General features: G+C 69.6%; 13 protein-coding genes. 6 read left to right on the forward strand and 7 right to left on the reverse strand.

Annotation, left to right across the window (positions count from 1 at the left end; all coding sequences use genetic code 11):
- The first annotated feature begins 103 nt into the window (after positions 1–103).
- The gene (recG, locus tag QP045_RS11115) at positions 104–2,164 is read left to right on the forward strand and encodes an ATP-dependent DNA helicase RecG (RefSeq protein ID WP_422515043.1); all 2,061 of its coding nucleotides are present in this window, start codon (positions 104–106) and stop codon (positions 2,162–2,164) included.
- On the opposite strand, the gene QP045_RS11120 is transcribed toward recG, so the two are convergent.
- Together QP045_RS11120 and tyrS are read right to left on the reverse strand one after the other, a co-directional pair.
- Complete coding sequence (locus tag QP045_RS11120; RefSeq protein WP_422515044.1) at positions 2,116–2,502, reverse strand: PilZ domain-containing protein; 387 nt, start codon at positions 2,500–2,502, stop codon at positions 2,116–2,118. The genes recG and QP045_RS11120 overlap by 49 nt on opposite strands.
- Before the next feature lie 89 nt (positions 2,503–2,591).
- Positions 2,592–3,821 (reverse strand): tyrosine--tRNA ligase, encoded by a 1,230-nt coding sequence (gene tyrS / locus QP045_RS11125; RefSeq protein ID WP_422515045.1) that lies wholly within the window; start codon positions 3,819–3,821, stop codon positions 2,592–2,594.
- Between the two features lie 134 nt (positions 3,822–3,955).
- On the opposite strand from tyrS, the gene QP045_RS11130 reads away from it, so the two are divergent.
- The 3 genes from QP045_RS11130 to QP045_RS11140 are packed head-to-tail and all read left to right on the forward strand — an operon-like array spanning position 3,956 to position 7,574.
- On the forward strand, positions 3,956–5,131 hold the full coding sequence (locus tag QP045_RS11130; RefSeq protein WP_422515046.1) for a hypothetical protein: 1,176 nt from the start codon (positions 3,956–3,958) through the stop codon (positions 5,129–5,131).
- Positions 5,132–5,166: 35 nt separating this feature from the next.
- On the forward strand, positions 5,167–6,210 hold the full coding sequence (locus tag QP045_RS11135; protein WP_422515047.1) for a DUF2336 domain-containing protein: 1,044 nt from the start codon (positions 5,167–5,169) through the stop codon (positions 6,208–6,210).
- Positions 6,207–7,574 (forward strand): PAS domain-containing sensor histidine kinase, encoded by a 1,368-nt coding sequence (locus QP045_RS11140; protein WP_422515048.1) that lies wholly within the window; start codon positions 6,207–6,209, stop codon positions 7,572–7,574. Before QP045_RS11135 ends, QP045_RS11140 begins: the two co-directional genes overlap by 4 nt.
- On the opposite strand, the gene QP045_RS11145 is transcribed toward QP045_RS11140, so the two are convergent.
- Positions 7,571–7,822: a hypothetical protein gene (locus QP045_RS11145; protein ID WP_422515049.1), complete on the reverse strand. Its 252-nt coding sequence runs from the start codon at positions 7,820–7,822 to the stop codon at positions 7,571–7,573. The two genes, QP045_RS11140 and QP045_RS11145, sit on opposite strands and share 4 nt — an antisense overlap.
- Complete coding sequence (locus tag QP045_RS11150; protein ID WP_422515050.1) at positions 7,819–9,207, reverse strand: YeiH family protein; 1,389 nt, start codon at positions 9,205–9,207, stop codon at positions 7,819–7,821. The genes QP045_RS11145 and QP045_RS11150 overlap by 4 nt, the downstream gene beginning before the upstream one ends.
- Positions 9,208–9,468: 261 nt before the next feature.
- Here QP045_RS11150 and QP045_RS11155 point away from each other — a divergent pair, with 261 nt between their 5' ends.
- Positions 9,469–9,771: a hypothetical protein gene (locus QP045_RS11155; protein ID WP_422515051.1), complete on the forward strand. Its 303-nt coding sequence runs from the start codon at positions 9,469–9,471 to the stop codon at positions 9,769–9,771.
- An 81-nt stretch (positions 9,772–9,852) separates the two neighbouring features.
- Here the strand turns inward: QP045_RS11155 and QP045_RS11160 are convergent, their stop codons facing one another.
- The 3 genes from QP045_RS11160 to gltX are packed head-to-tail and all read right to left on the reverse strand — an operon-like array spanning position 9,853 to position 12,804.
- A complete protein-coding gene (locus QP045_RS11160; RefSeq protein WP_422515052.1) occupies positions 9,853–10,056 on the reverse strand; it encodes a hypothetical protein in 204 nt (67 codons plus the stop codon).
- A complete protein-coding gene (locus tag QP045_RS11165; protein ID WP_422515053.1) occupies positions 10,056–11,339 on the reverse strand; it encodes a citrate synthase in 1,284 nt (427 codons plus the stop codon). Before QP045_RS11165 ends, QP045_RS11160 begins: the two co-directional genes overlap by 1 nt.
- A gap of 19 nt (positions 11,340–11,358) precedes the next feature.
- Positions 11,359–12,804: a glutamate--tRNA ligase gene (gltX, locus tag QP045_RS11170; protein WP_422515054.1), complete on the reverse strand. Its 1,446-nt coding sequence runs from the start codon at positions 12,802–12,804 to the stop codon at positions 11,359–11,361.
- Positions 12,805–12,922: 118 nt separating this feature from the next.
- Between gltX and QP045_RS11175 the strand changes: the two genes are divergently transcribed.
- Positions 12,923–14,618, forward strand: a 1,696-nt coding sequence (locus QP045_RS11175) for a ComEC/Rec2 family competence protein (RefSeq protein ID WP_422515063.1), incomplete at its 3' end; no start/stop codon positions are given.

Genomic DNA, 14,618 nt, shown 5'->3' on the forward strand with positions numbered 1-14,618 from the left:
TCTCCAACGGCAATAAGCCGGCAGGCGCGAACGGCCGTCGGCGGGTAAGTTACGGGGCCGCTTTCCGGCACGGGCCGAAACGGGCTAGGGGCAGCAGATAGTCATGCGCCCGCAACTTCTCAATCCGCTGTTCGCCGAGGTCACTGCCCTGAAGGGGGTAGGGGCCGCCATGGCCAGGCCGCTCGAACGGCTGGGCCTGTCCCGAGTCGTCGACGTCGCCTTTCACCTGCCCAGCGGCTGGGTCGACCGGCTGCCGCGCGACACCCTCGATGCGGCCGATGCCGGGCGAATCATCGCGATCACGCTAACGCCGGTCGATTACCGGGTGAGCGCGGGCCGCGGGCCGACGCGGGTGCAGGCGCAGGATGCCGCCGGCAATATCGTCAGCCTCGTCTATTTCGGCGGCAATTCCGGCTGGGTGAAGAAGCTGCTGCCGCTGGGCGAGCCCAAGCGGATTTCGGGCAAGCTCGAAACCTATGGCCAGACGCTCCAGATCGTCCACCCCGACCAGGTGCTGCCGCTGGACGAAGCGAGCGGACTGCCCGAGCGCGAGGCGGTGTATCCGCTGTCGGAAGGGCTCACCTCGCGCCGGGTCGCGGGACTGGTCGAGCAGGCGATCGAGCGCGCACCCGAGCTGCCCGAGTGGATCGAGCCGAGCCTGTTGTCGACGCGCGGTTGGCCGACGTGGCGGGAGGCGCTTGCGCGCATCCATGCCGACCCGGCCGATGCCAAGGCGCGACAGCGGCTCGCCTATGACGAGGTGTTCGCCAACCAGCTGGCGCTGCTGCTGGTGCGGGGCGAGGCGAGGGCCAAGCGCGGGCGGCCGCTGACCGGCGACGGCAGCGTGCGCGCGCGGCTCAGGCTGCCCTATGCGCCGACCGGGGCGCAGGCGCGCACCATCGCGGAGATCGAGGGTGATCTGGCGCAGGTGCAGCCGATGCTTCGGCTGCTGCAGGGCGATGTCGGCTCCGGCAAGACGCTCGTGGCGATCATGGCGCTGCTGATCGCGGTGGAGGCGGGGGCGCAGGGCGCGCTGCTCGCGCCGACCGAGATCCTGGCCCGCCAGCATGGCGAGACGCTGACCCGGCTGCTCCAGCCCATCGGCGTCAATGTCGCGGTACTGACCGGCCGCGACAAGGGCCGCGCGCGGGAGGCGACGCTGATGGGCCTTGCCGACGGGTCGATCGACATCCTGGTCGGCACCCACGCGATCTTCCAGGAAGGCGTCGGCTATCGCGACCTGGGGCTGGTGGTGGTGGACGAGCAGCATCGCTTCGGCGTTGCCCAGCGCATGATGCTGCAGGCCAAGGCGCAGCGCCCGCCGCACCTGTTGGTGATGACCGCCACCCCGATCCCGCGCACGCTGACGCTCGCCCAATATGGCGAAATGGACGTGAGCCGGCTGGACGAGATGCCGCCCGGGCGGGAGCCGATCGAGACGCGCGTGCTGTCGGAAGAGCGGCTGGACGAGGTGGTGGACGCGCTCGCGCGCCATCTGTCGAACGGCGGCCAGGCCTACTGGGTATGCCCGCTGGTCGAGGAGAGCGAGAAGAGCGACCTTGCCGCTGCCGAGGCGCGGGCGGAAGGCTTGCGCAGTCGCTTCGGCGACCGGGTCGGCCTTGTCCACGGGCGGATGAAGGCGCCGGAGAAGGACGCCGCCATGGCCGATTTCCAGGCGGCGCGCACCGGCGTGCTGGTGGCGACCACGGTGATCGAGGTCGGCGTCGACGTGCCCAATGCGACGCTGATCGTGATTGAGGCCGCCGACCGCTTCGGCCTGGCGCAGCTTCACCAGCTGCGCGGCCGCGTCGGGCGCGGCGGCGGGCGATCGGTCTGCCTGTTGCTGCGGGGCAATGCGCTCAGCGAAACCTCCCGCGCGCGGCTGGCGCTGATGCGGGAGAGCAACGACGGCTTCCGCATCGCGGAGGAAGACCTGCGGCTGCGCGGCGCGGGCGAGATCCTGGGCACGCGCCAGTCCGGCGAGATGCAGTTCCGCCTCGCGACGCCGGAGATGCTCGATGACCTGATGCCGGCGGCCAATGGCGATGCGCGGCTGCTGGTCGACCGCGACGGCGGGCTGCACGGCCCCCGCGGGGAGGCCGCGCGGCTGGCGCTTTACTTGTTCGAGCGCGACGCGGCGGTCGGCTTGCTGCGATCGGGCTGAGGGTCGGAGGGGGGCAGCGGCTCCAGCACCTTGGCGAGCAGCTCAAAATAGCTGGCGCGATCGATCGGCACGTCGAACATGCAGCCGAAGCGCTTGCCCTTGGACCAGCGCACTTCCGCCGCCATCACGCCCAGCACCGGCAGGATCAGCCGCAACCGGTCCCCGGTGTGCAGCTCCATATGGGTGCGGGCGGAAAGCCCGTGCGACGACAGGTTGAGAACGCGCAGTCGCAACGGCTCGGCGGCTGGCCCAAAGCCCCTTGCCCGGAAATGCACCTCATCGCGTACGTGGGAAGGCTCTACCGACCCCGGCGCGATGTGCCGGAATTTCTCGTCCATGACGCCCCCTATTGCGTTCCTCCGTCTATCAGCAACGGTCGGGGGGCGGAAGGATGATCCTGCTTTACCGGGCGGATAGTCCAGCTTTTTCAGGCATCTGGCAGCAACAGGCCGTGGTGCTTCTTGCCCGCCGACAGGCGCACTGGCGCCGCGACCGCGATCTGCGCCGACTCGTCGGTGATCTTTTCGCCGTCGACGCGGGCGCCGCCGCCCTTGATCAGCCGGCGCGCCTCGCCCTTCGACGCGGCAAAGCCGAGTGCGACCAGCGCGTCGACTGCGGCGATGCTGCCGCCGGCGACCGCATGGGTGGGGAGCGCTTCGCCTGCGGCACCCTCTTCAAAGGTGCGGCGTGCGGTTTCGGCCGCCTCGATCGCCGCAGCCTCGCCGCGGCACATGGCGGTGGCGGCGTCGGCCAACGCCTTCTTCGCCTCGTTGATCTCGGCGCCTTCCAGCGCCTCCAGCCGCGCGATCTCGTCGAGCGGCAGGTCGGTGAACAGGCGCAGGAAGCGGCCGACGTCGCGATCGTCGGTGTTCCGCCAGAACTGCCAGTAATCATAGGCGGAGAGCTGATCCTCGTTCAGCCACACCGCGCCCGCCATGGTCTTGCCCATCTTGGCGCCGTCGGCGGTGGTGATGAGGGGGGTGGTGACGCCGAATACCTCGGTGCCGTCCATCCGGCGCGAAAGCTCGACGCCGTTGATGATGTTGCCCCACTGGTCCGACCCGCCCATCTGCAGCCGGCAGCCCGCGCGCTGCGACAGCTCGCGGAAGTCGTACGCCTGCAGGATCATGTAGTTGAATTCGAGGAAGCTCAGCGACTGCTCGCGGTCGAGCCGCAGCTTCACCGAATCGAAGCTCAGCATCCGGTTGATCGAGAAATGCTGGCCGACATCGCGCAGGAACGGGATGTACTCCAGCTTGTCGAGCCACTCGGCATTGTCGACCATCACCGCGTCGGTGGGCCCGTCGCCGAATGTCAGGAACCGCTCGAACACCGTCTTGATCGAGGCGACGTTGCTGGCGATCGTGTCCAGCGTCAGCATCCGGCGCGCTTCGTCCTTGAAGCTGGGATCGCCGATCTTGCCGGTGCCGCCGCCCATCAGCACGATCGGCTTGTGGCCGGTCTGCTGAAGCCGCCGCAGCAGCATGATCTGCACCAGGCTGCCGACATGGAGCGAGGGCGCCGTCGGATCGAAGCCGATATAGCCGGGGACGACCTGCTTGCTGGCAAGCGCGTCCAGCGCCGCGGCGTCGGTCACCTGGTGGATGTAGCCGCGCTCGTCGAGCAGGCGGAGAAGATCGGATGTGTAGCTGGTCATCGCTCGGCCAAGATGGGGTGTGCGCGGCCTCCCTAGCGCCTCGCGCCCTCGGAAGTCGAGAAGATGCCGTTTCCGGCGCGTTCGGGCGATCGCCACCACTTGGCAGCGGCGTCGCGCCCGCCTAACCCGGCATCATGCTTGCAGGGCTCATTTTCGCGACCGAGGACGCCGAGGGGCGCGCCGGCACGCTCGCCGCGACATTGCCTTTCGGGGGCATGACGCTGATCGAATACCAGGCGCGGCTGCTTGCCGCAGCCGGCGTGGGACAGATGGTGGTGGCGGTGGGACGGGTGACGCCCGCGCTGCTGGGCGCCGTCAGCCGCATCGCCAAGCGCGAGGTGACGGTCGACATCGTCCGTTCCGCCGAAGAGGCATCTGCCAAGATCCATCCGCTCGCGACCGTGATCGTGATCGCCGACGGGCTGGTCACGACCGATTCGATGCTGCTCGCGATGGCGGGCGAGGGGCCGGACGCGCTGTTGGTGACGCCGGAGGCGCAGGCGAACGGCGCCGTCGAGCGGCTCGACCGGGGCCAATATTGGGCGGGGGTCGCGACCGTGTCTGCCCAGCGGCTTGCCGAAGTCGCAGCCTTGCCGCGCGAATATGATTTCCAGTCCACCGTGTTGCGGATCGCGGTGGAGGCAGGGGCCCGCCACGTCGCGCTGCCGGCCTCGGCCCGGCGGTCGGGCCACGGCGTCGAGCGCGATGCGGAGGTGCTTGCCGGGCGCAGCAACGACGTGCTGGCGGCGCTCGCCAACCAGCGCACCGGCTGGGCCGATCGCTGGTTCTTCACCCCGATCACCCGCGTCCTCCTGCCCCAGCTCGTGCGGCGCGAAGTCCCGGCCTGGGCGACCGCGGTGGCGGGCGGTGCCTCCGGGCTGCTCGCGCTGGTGACGCTGGGCATGGGGCATCCGGCGGGCGGAATGCTGCTCGCGCTGCTGGCGGTGATCCTGCTGTCGGCGGGTTCGCTGCTCAGCTGGCTGCGCGGCGACAATGTCCGTGCCGGGCAGCAGGAACAGGGCATCCTGCTGCTGGCGGTGCTCTCCGCGCTCCTGCTGGGGATCATCGCGTCGCTCGCGGCCGGCCATGCCACGCCGTTCGTGCTCGCGCTGTGGGGCGTGGCCAGCAACACCGTGGCCGATCGCGTGCCCGTGCGGCCGCGGCCCTGGTATGCGAGTGCTGCGTCGCAGGTGCTGCTGCTGACGCCCTTCGCCCTCGTCGGCCTTGCGACGCTCGGCCTTGCGGTCGCCACCCTGCACGCGGTCATCAGCCTGGCCGCCGCGGTTGAAGCAAGTCGGCACAAGGCTTAGGCCCGTCTTAACGACCCCACGCTAGGCGAGGGTGCATGGCCGCCGGTTCGACCCATTCCGATCGCTCTCCAGCAGCGTTGCTCGCCCATGCGGCAGCACGCGGCATGCGGGCGCAGGCGCGCGCCGCGTTGCCGACGGCGGCGCTGTTCGCCCCGCAGGATCCGATCGACGACCGCACCCGCGCGGCGATGTCCGACCGGCTCGAGCGGCTGGTGCAGGGATGCGCGGAGCGCCTGGCCGACCGTGCCGCCGCCCGGCTCGAGGCAGCAGCCGAGCCCGCGCTTGCGGCACGCTTGCGCCGCGAAGCCGAACAGGTGTGGGAGCGGCTGACCGCGATCCCTGCGCTGTGGGACGAAGGGCTTCTGGCCGAACTGCTCGCGGAAACGCGCCTGGCGCTGCTCGCCGCCGGCCTGCCGGAACGTGCGCCCTTCCACCCCGACCAGCCGAGCCTGCTCGCCCGGCTCGCCCATTCCGAGGATGCGACGATCGCCGAGGCCGCCAAGCTGCTGCTGCTTCACGGCAGCGGCACGACCGATGCGGCGGGGGTTCAGCAGCTCTGGTGGCCGATCGCCGCCGCGCTGCGCGCCCGCACCACCGATGCCGAAGAGATTGCGTTGCTCGATCGTGCCCTGACCTCTGCCGTCGAGGAACTCCGCGGCCAGGATGCCGACGCCCCCGCGGCGGCGCGGCTGGCGCGCGCGCTGCGGCGCGACGTGGCCACGCTTCCGGAACTGGTCGAGCATGCGCTGTCCGATCGTCGCCTCGAACTCGCGGTGGCGCTGGTTGCGGACGCGGGCGGCCTCGGGCCCCGCGCCGTGCGCGACTTGGTGCTGGAGCGGGACCCCGCGCCACTGTTGATCCTGCTCCGGGCCGTCGACCTGCCACGCGCGACCCTTGCGCGCATCGTCTTTGCGCTGTGTGAGGCGGACCCGGCACGCGACCTGGATCACTACGCCGACGTGCTGGACGAAGTCGCGGCGGTGCCGCTGCAACAGGCGTGGCAGGCGGTGGCGGCGATGGCGCTGCCGGCCGGCTATCGCGCCGCGCTGCTCGCCTTTGCGGAAAGCCGCCCGGCATGAGCAGCTTCGATCGCCACCAGCCGCCGGCCTCGGCGATGCTCGATCGCGACGGCCGCCTGCGCTATGCCGAGCCGCGCCTCGCGGGGCTCAATGCCCGGGCGGGCGGCGAGCAGGGCGCGCCGTTCGCCGTCCCCGCCATTGCCGAACTCGTCCGCGTCTGCCGTCGCCTCGGCATCGACGTCGCCCGCAAGATCGTCGTTGCCGATGGTGACGACGACGTCGAACTCTGGGTCCAGGTCGAGCCCGAAGACGACGGCCTGCGGCTGACCGTCGGCGCATGGCGGATGCCGGGCGAGGGCAGCGACCTGCACGACGACGCCGACACCGCCGAGCTGTTTGCGCTCGACGCCGACTGGCGCTGGGAAGCCGACAGCGGCCTGCACCTTACCTATGTCTCCCCGGCCGCGGGCGCGCGCTTCGGCTTCGATGCCGCCGACGTGCTCGGCCGCCCGCTCACCTGGCTGTTCCAGCTGTCCGACGATGGCGAGGGGGGCTTCCCGATGCTGGGCGCCATGGCTTCGCAACAGCCGTTCGAGGGCCAGTTCGCAACCCTGCGCGACAGCGGCCGCGCGCTCCTCCTGTCGGGCGTGCCGCGCACCGACGCGGGGGGCCGGTTCGCGGGCTTCACCGGCGCCGTCCATGCCGCCGATCCCCAGGCCGAAGCCGAGAGCCCCGACGAGCCGGGGGGCATGCCGACCGATCTCGGCCGCCGCCTGCGCCAGGCGTTGCGCGCGCCGCTCGACCGGATCGTCGCCCATGCCGACAGCATCAACGCCCAGGCCGACGGGCCGCTGCTGCAGGATTATGCCGATTATGCCGGCGACATCGCGACCGCCGGCCGCCACCTGATCGGCCTCGTCAACGACCTGGAGGATGTCCAGGCGGTCGAGGCGCCCGACTTTGCCGTCCAGGTAGAGGCGCTGGATCTTGCCGATGTCACGCGCCGCGCCGCCGGGCTGCTCGCGGTGCGGGCCGAGCGTGCCGGCGTCACCCTCGACCGGCCGGGCCCGGAGGAAACGCTGCCCGCCCGCGGCGAATTCCGGCGCGCGCTCCAGATCCTCGTCAACCTGATCGGCAATGCCGTGCGCTATTCCCCGCCCGGCGCCACCGTCTGGGTGCGGCTGGAGCGCGAGGGGCAGATCGCCTGCGTGATCGTCGCCGACCAGGGCAAAGGGATCGCCCCCGAAGACCAGGCGCGGATCTTTGAGAAATTCGAGCGAGTCGACCCGAGCGAGCAGGGCGGCAGCGGCCTTGGCCTCTACATTGCCCGCCGCCTGGCCCGGGCGATGGGTGGCGACGTCGTCGTCGACAGCGCGCTGGGCGAGGGCGCCCGCTTTGTCTTGACCCTGCCGCTGGAGGGCTAGCTACTCCCGGGCGTACGGCCGGCCGCGAACGCCGCGCACCGCTGCCGGCCGTTGATGATCCGGTCGTGATGCAGGCAGAGCCCGTCCTGCGCGCGGACCGACGCCGTACCGGAGGATAAAGTCGTCAGCCCGGGCAGCGCGCGTTCCAGATGCGCGGGATCATGACAGAAGTGCGCGCAGGGAAAGCAGCCCTGCTGGCTGTCGGGGCGCGTGCCGAGTGCCTGTCGCAGGGTGGCCCATAGGCTCATTGTCCCAGCGTCGCCCAATAGTTGCCGAAGACATAGACCGAGAGGACGAAGCCGATCGTCACATTGGCCGCGACGCCCGTGGTGAACGCCCCGAGCGGCCGGGGCCCGGCGGCGGCGAGGTCGCGGAAGCGAGTCGTGAGGCCGATGCTGAAGAAGCAGAAGATGAAGGTCCAGGTGCGCAGGTCCTTGATCGGCCCCGTCAGGCCCGGCGCGACGACTCGATCATAGTCTTCGAGGCTGTAGGACGCCGTGATCGCGGTGATGATCGCGGACGCCACGAACAGGCCGATCACGAACTTCGGAAAGCGGCGCCATACCTCGCGCGCGTCCGGGGCGCTGCCTGCCGGCTGTGTTTCCCAGCGAGTCGTCGCCACGATGGCGAGCCCTACGGCCCAGATGCCGATCCACAGGTCGCGCCCCACCACCTTCATCAGGGTAAAGGCCTGCAACGCCTGGTCCGCGGTGCCGGTGATTCCCGGGACCTTGCCGGCGTATCCCCCATAGGCCTGTGCCGCGGCGATGCCGGCTGCATCGGCAAATTCGGACGTCCCGATCCATGCACCGGCGACGCCGGTCGGCAGTTCGAGCGCCCGGCCGACGAGCGGGAGAACGAAGATCATCACCAATGCCCAGAGGACGACGATCGTAATCGTGACGGCGGTATCCTCCTTCTTCCCGCCGACGGCGCCAGCAATGGCGATCGCGGCCGAGACCCCGCAGGCGGCACCACCGACGCCCAGCGTCGCTGCAAAGCGGCGGTCCAGCCCCAGGCGTTTCGCCGTCCAGTAGATGACGCCGAAGGTCAGGATGGAAACGACCGACGCCTGCAGGATCGCGACCGGTCCGGCCCGCACGATCAGCGAAAGCGGCAACGTCGCGCCGAGCAGCACGATCCCGGTCTTGACGTAGAACTCGCCGCGGAACCCGGCATCAAGCTGGCGCGGCAATCCGATCGTGTTCGCAAGGACGAGGCCCAGCAGCAGCGCCACGAGTGGTGCCTCCATATTGTATCGGACTGCGCCCTCCCACTGGCCGATCACGAAGATTACATAGGCAGCGATGTAGAGAAGGGTGAACGCCGGCACGAACGCGCGCATCTTCTGCCCGACCGCGGAAAGCGCGAGGGAGAATGCGCCCAGCCAGAACAGGTATAATGTCAGGTAGCGCACCCAGTTGCGGGCAAGGTCGTCGGCCACTTGTGAGATATGGCTCCATCGCGGCGGCACGACCGCAAGCCAGCGTAGGCTGCTGCCGCCCCAGAACAGGAAGCAGGCTGCCAGGATGATTGTGAGCCCGATCCAGATCGCCCACCAATCCTCCTTGCGCCACAGTTCGCTCCAGCCGGACGGAGGGGGGGCGGGGGTCGGCTCGGTTCCAGTTACCATCTACTGTCCCATTCTGCGGTGCTCCGGCGGCCTCGGAATCTGGCGGGTATTCACTCTGCTTTCATGGCAGACAGTAATTCCCACGCGTGGCTTGGGAAGTAAGCACTTATACTCGGCGGCCGATCGCAGAAAGACGGCCTCTCCCCCCGGGACAATGCTCTCGCTCACTCGAACACTGTCTACTGGATGAATGTTGCGGTTTGGGTTCGTTCAGACGGGGCGGCCTAGCTTCTCCTCATCAGGAACGCGAAGGAGAGCAACATGCGTAAGTTGATCGTCTGGGCTGCTGCTGCTGCTGCAACCATGACCTTGATCCCCAGCGTCGCTTCCGCGCAGCGCTACGCTCCGCGTTACGACCGTGAGGTGCGGCGGGAAATCCAGGAATGCCGTCGTGAATTGCGCCGGGCCGACAGCCGCCGCGAATATCGCCGCGAGCAGCGCGAGTGCCGCCGCGAGATCGCCGAGGCGCGTCGCGACAGCCGCCGCGACTGGCGGGGTGGCCGCCACCATCGTGACGACCGCTATTATCGTCAGGGCGGCGACCGCCGCGATTATCGCTGGTAAGGACGGGAGCTTGGGCAAGGTGCGCCACCTTGCCCAACTCCACAGTGCGACCGGGCAGGGCGCCGGCCGGCTTCGGATGCCCTAGCGGCGCATCCGTCGCGCGATCAGGATCGCGACAAGGCCAGCAACTGCGGTGATGGTGCCGATCAGCACCCAGTCATACTGGCCGATCATGAAGCTGGAGGACGGCCAGCGGATGATCCCCACCCCCTGGCCGATCCAGAACAGCCCGACGAAGGCCGCAATCGCGCCCGCGATCATCAGCAATCGTCGGGAGAGGCGCATCAGCGCTGGCCGATCGCGACATAGTCGCGCTGCGTCGGGCCGGTGTAGAGCTGACGCGGACGGCCGATCTTCTGCGCGGGGTCAGAGATCATCTCGTTCCACTGCGCGACCCAGCCGACAGTGCGGGCCAGGGCGAACAGCACGGTGAACATCTCGGTCGGGAAGCCGATCGCCGACAGGATGACGCCCGAATAGAAGTCGACGTTCGGATAGAGCTTCTTGTCGATGAAATACTGGTCCTTGAGCGCGATCTGCTCAAGCTCGCGGGCGGTATCCAGCACCGGATCGTTGATGCCCAGCTTGTCGAGCACCTCGGTCGCGGCCTTCGACAGCACCTTCGCGCGCGGGTCGAAGTTCTTGTAGACGCGGTGGCCGAAGCCCATCAGGCGGAACGGATCGTCCTTGTTCTTCGCGCGGGCGATGTACTCGGGGATGCGATCCGGGGTGCCGATCTCGCGCAGCATGTTGAGCGCCGCTTCGTTGGCGCCGCCATGTGCCGGACCCCACAGGCAGGCGATGCCGGCCGCGATGCACGCGAACGGATTGGCGCCCGACGAACCGGCGAGACGCACGGTCGAGGTCGACGCGTTCTGCTCGTGATCGGCGTGGAGGATGAAGATCTTGTCCATCGCCGACTCGATGATCGGGTCGACTTCATATTCCTCGGCCGGAACCCCGAACGTCATGCGCAGGAAGTTGCCGGTGTAGGACAGCTTGTTGTCCGGGTAGAGGAACGGCTGGCCCACCGAATATTTGTACGCCATCGCCGCGATCGTCGGCATCTTGGCGATCAGGCGGTGGCTGGCGATCTGGCGCTGCACCGGATCGGTGATGTCGGTCGAGTCGTGGTAGAAGGCGGAAAGCGCGCCGACCACGCCGCACAGGATGGCCATCGGGTGCGCATCGCGACGGAAGCCGCGATAGAAGTTCGCCAGCTGCTCGTGCACCATGGTGTGGCGCGTGATGGTGGTGGTGAACTTGTCGAGCGCTTCCTTGCTCGGCAGCTCGCCGTTCAGCATCAGGTAGCTGACTTCCATGAAGCTGGACTGTTCGGCCAGCTGGTCGATCGGGTAGCCCCGGTGGAGCAGCACGCCCTGGTCGCCGTCGATGTAGGTCAGCGCCGACTCGCAGCTCGCCGTCGAGGTGAAGCCGGGGTCGTAGGTGAAGGCACCGGTCTGTGCATAGAGCTTGCGGATGTCGATGACATCCGGCCCGACCGTGCCCGAGAGCACCGGATATTCACCGTCCTTGCCCGCTACCTGCAACTTTGCGGTCTCGCTCATCGGGTGTCGTCCTTTTCGTTCAGTGGTTGGCCGAAACGGCCATCTGGTCGGCGATGCGGCCGAGGCTTTCCTCGCGACCGAGCAGCTCCAGTACGTCGAAGATGCCCGGTGAGGTGCGGCGACCGGTCAGTGCGGCGCGAAGCGGCTGTGCGACTGCACCCAGCTTCACTCCGGCTGCGTCCGCCACGCTGCGTACCGCATGTTCTGTCGTCTCCGTATCCCACCGCTCGACGGCGTCAAGCGCCGTGTGCAACTGCGAAAGGAGGGCGGGGGCGTCACCGGCCAGCAGGGGGGCTGCCGATTCCTCGATAGGAAGGGGCCGGGTGGCGAACAGGAAGGCGGTGTTCTCGGCAAGCTCGTTGAGGTCCGAGGCCCGCGGCTTCAGCGCGGGCATGGCGCGGCGCAGCAGGTCGAGACCGGCGGCATCCGGTGCCTTGGGCAGGCGCGCGGCGACGAGGTCGGCGAGTCGGGCGTCATCGGCCTCCCGGATATAGTGGCCGTTGACGTGGGCGAGCTTCTTGAGGTCGAAGCGCGCCGGCGAGCGGCCGACGCCCGAGAGGTCGAACACCTCGACCGCGCGGTCGCGGCTGATGATTTCCTCGTCGCCATGGCCCCAGCCCAGGCGCAGCAGATAGTTGTTGAGCGCTTCGGGCAGGATGCCGAGTTCGTCGCGATAGGCGTCGACGCCCAGCGCACCGTGGCGCTTGGACAGCTTCGCGCCGTCCGCACCGTGGATCAGCGGGACGTGCGCATAGACCGGGTCCGGCCAGCCGCCCTCGACCTCGTTCATCGCGCGGATCAGCGCGAGCTGGCGGAAGGCGTTGTTGAGGTGATCGTCGCCGCGGATCACATGGGTCACGCCCATGTCGTGGTCGTCGACCACCACCGCCAGCATGTAGGTGGGCGTCCCGTCGGAGCGCAGCAGCACGAAATCGTCGAGTTCGGCGTTGGCGACGGTGACTTCGCCCTGCACCCGGTCTGCGATCGTGACCGAGCCTTCCTTGGGCGCCTTCAGCCGCACCACATAGGGCGCGCCTTCCGGGGCGGTTGCGGGGTCGCAGTCACGCCAGCGGCCGTCATAGCGGATCGGCTTGCCCTCGGCGCGCTGCTGTTCGCGCAGCGCGGCCAGTTCTTCGGCGGTGGCGTAGCATTTGTAGGCGTGGCCCGCCTCGAGCAGCTGGTTCGCAACCTCCGCGTGCCGATCGGCGCGGGCGAACTGGAACACGACGTCGCCGTCCCAGTCGAGGCCGAGCCAGCGCATGCCGTCCAGAATCGCGTCGATCGCGGGCTGGGTGGAACGCGCGCGATCGGTATCCTCGATCCGCAGCAGGAACTTGCCGCCGGTGTGGCGGGCATAGAGCCAGTTGAAGAGCGCGGTGCGCGCGCCGCCGATATGCAGGAACCCCGTGGGAGAGGGCGCAAAACGGGTGACGACAGCGCCTTCAGGCGAGGTTCCGGTATCCATACTTGCGCGCAACTGCGCCTGCTCCCAAGCTCGAACAATGATGGCCACATCAGCCGCGCCCGCCCCTAGCACGGCCCCCCCGAGGCTTCAAATCAACCGACGGGTGCTATTTCTGCAAATGGTCGAGCGCTGGCTGGAAGCCGAGCGCGATCAACTGCCGCTGTGGATGCCGGTCGGGCTGGGCGCTGGCATCGCCGCCTGGTTCGTGTTGCCCAACGTCTCCGGCTGGGTGGCGTTCCTGCTGGTCGCGCTGGCCGTCGCGGCTGCCGGCTTCGTTCTTCCGCTGGGGGGCAGGCTCGGCCGTCTGATCGCGGCGGCGGGCCTGCTTGCGGCGGTGGGATGCTCGCTGGTCTGGTGGCGGGCGGAGCGCGTCGCGGCGCCGGTACTCGCGCGACCCGGCGTCTTTGCGCTCACGGGCCGGGTGCTGCGGGTCGAGCAGTTGCCGGCGCGCGACCTCGTCCGCCTCCGCCTGGCGCCGCTCGACGCGCCGGAGCTTCCGCCGGTGATCCGCGTGAACCTGCCGCAAGAGGCGGTGCCGCAGGGCGTGGCGCCAGGCGCGGTGCTGCGGCTGCGCGCCCGGCTGGTGCCGCCGCCCTCGGCCGCCGTGCCCGGCGCCTATGACTTTGCCCGCGTCGCCTGGTTCGACGGGATCGGCGCGACCGGGCGCGGCTTTGCGCCCGTCGAATTGGTGCGCCCCGCCACCCGGGCAGGCGCCGACCTCCGCAACCGCCTGACCGCGCACATCCAGTCGCGCGTGCCCGGAAGCGCGGGCGGAGTCGCGGCCGCGTTCGTGACCGGCGACCGCGGGGCGATCGGTGCAGCGGAGGACGAGGCGATGCGCCGCGCGGGACTTGCCCACCTGCTGTCGATCAGCGGCCTGCACGTCACCGCGGTGGTCGGCGCGACGATGTTGCTGCTGCTGCGCCTCCTCGCGCTCGTGCCGGCGCTGGCGTTGCGGGTGCGGTTGCCGCTCGTGGCCGCGTCCGGAGCGGCGCTGGCGGCGATCGGCTATACCTGGCTGTCGGGCGCGGAGGTGCCGACGATCCGGTCCTGCGTCGCTGCCCTGCTGGTGCTCGCCGCGCTAGCGATGGGGCGGGAGGCGATCACGCTGCGGCTGGTCGCGACCGGCGCGTTCCTGGTGCTGCTGGTCCTGCCGGAGTCGCTTGCCGGTCCCAGCTTCCAGCTGAGCTTCGCCGCCGTCACGGCGATCGTGGCGCTCCACGAACACCCCCGCGTGCGCAGCTGGTTCCTGGCGCGGGACGAGGGAGTGGGGCTGCGGCTGCTCCGCAACCTCGGCTCGCTGCTCCTGACCGGCATCGCGGTCGAGGCGGTGCTGATGCCGATCGGCCTGTTCCACTTCCACAAGGCCGGGCTCTATGGCGCGCTCGCCAACATCGTCGCCATTCCGCTCACGACCTTCATCGTCATGCCTGCAGAGGCGATCGCGCTGCTGCTCGACGCCATAGGGCTTGGCGGCCCCGCCTGGTGGGTGGTCGAACAGGCGCTCGGGCTGCTGCTGTGGATCGCCGCGATCACCGCAGCTGCTCCCGGATCGGTCGCGGCGCTGCCCTCCATGCCGGCGGGCGCATTCGGGCTGATGGTGGCAGGCGGCTTGTGGCTCGCGCTCTGGCGCACGCGGCTGCGGCTGCTGGGCTTCGCCCCGTTCGCGCTCGGGGCGCTCTGGGCGCTCGCGACCTCGGCTCCGGATCTGCTCGTGACCGGCGACGGCCGCCACCTCGCGGTGCGCACGCCCGATGGCGGCATGGCGATCCTGCGGGATCGGGCGGGGGATTATGTCCGCGACACCCTGGGGG

This window comes from Sphingomonas sp. 3-13AW (assembly GCF_049311085.1).
Taxonomy (GTDB): Bacteria; Pseudomonadota; Alphaproteobacteria; order Sphingomonadales; family Sphingomonadaceae; genus Sphingomonas.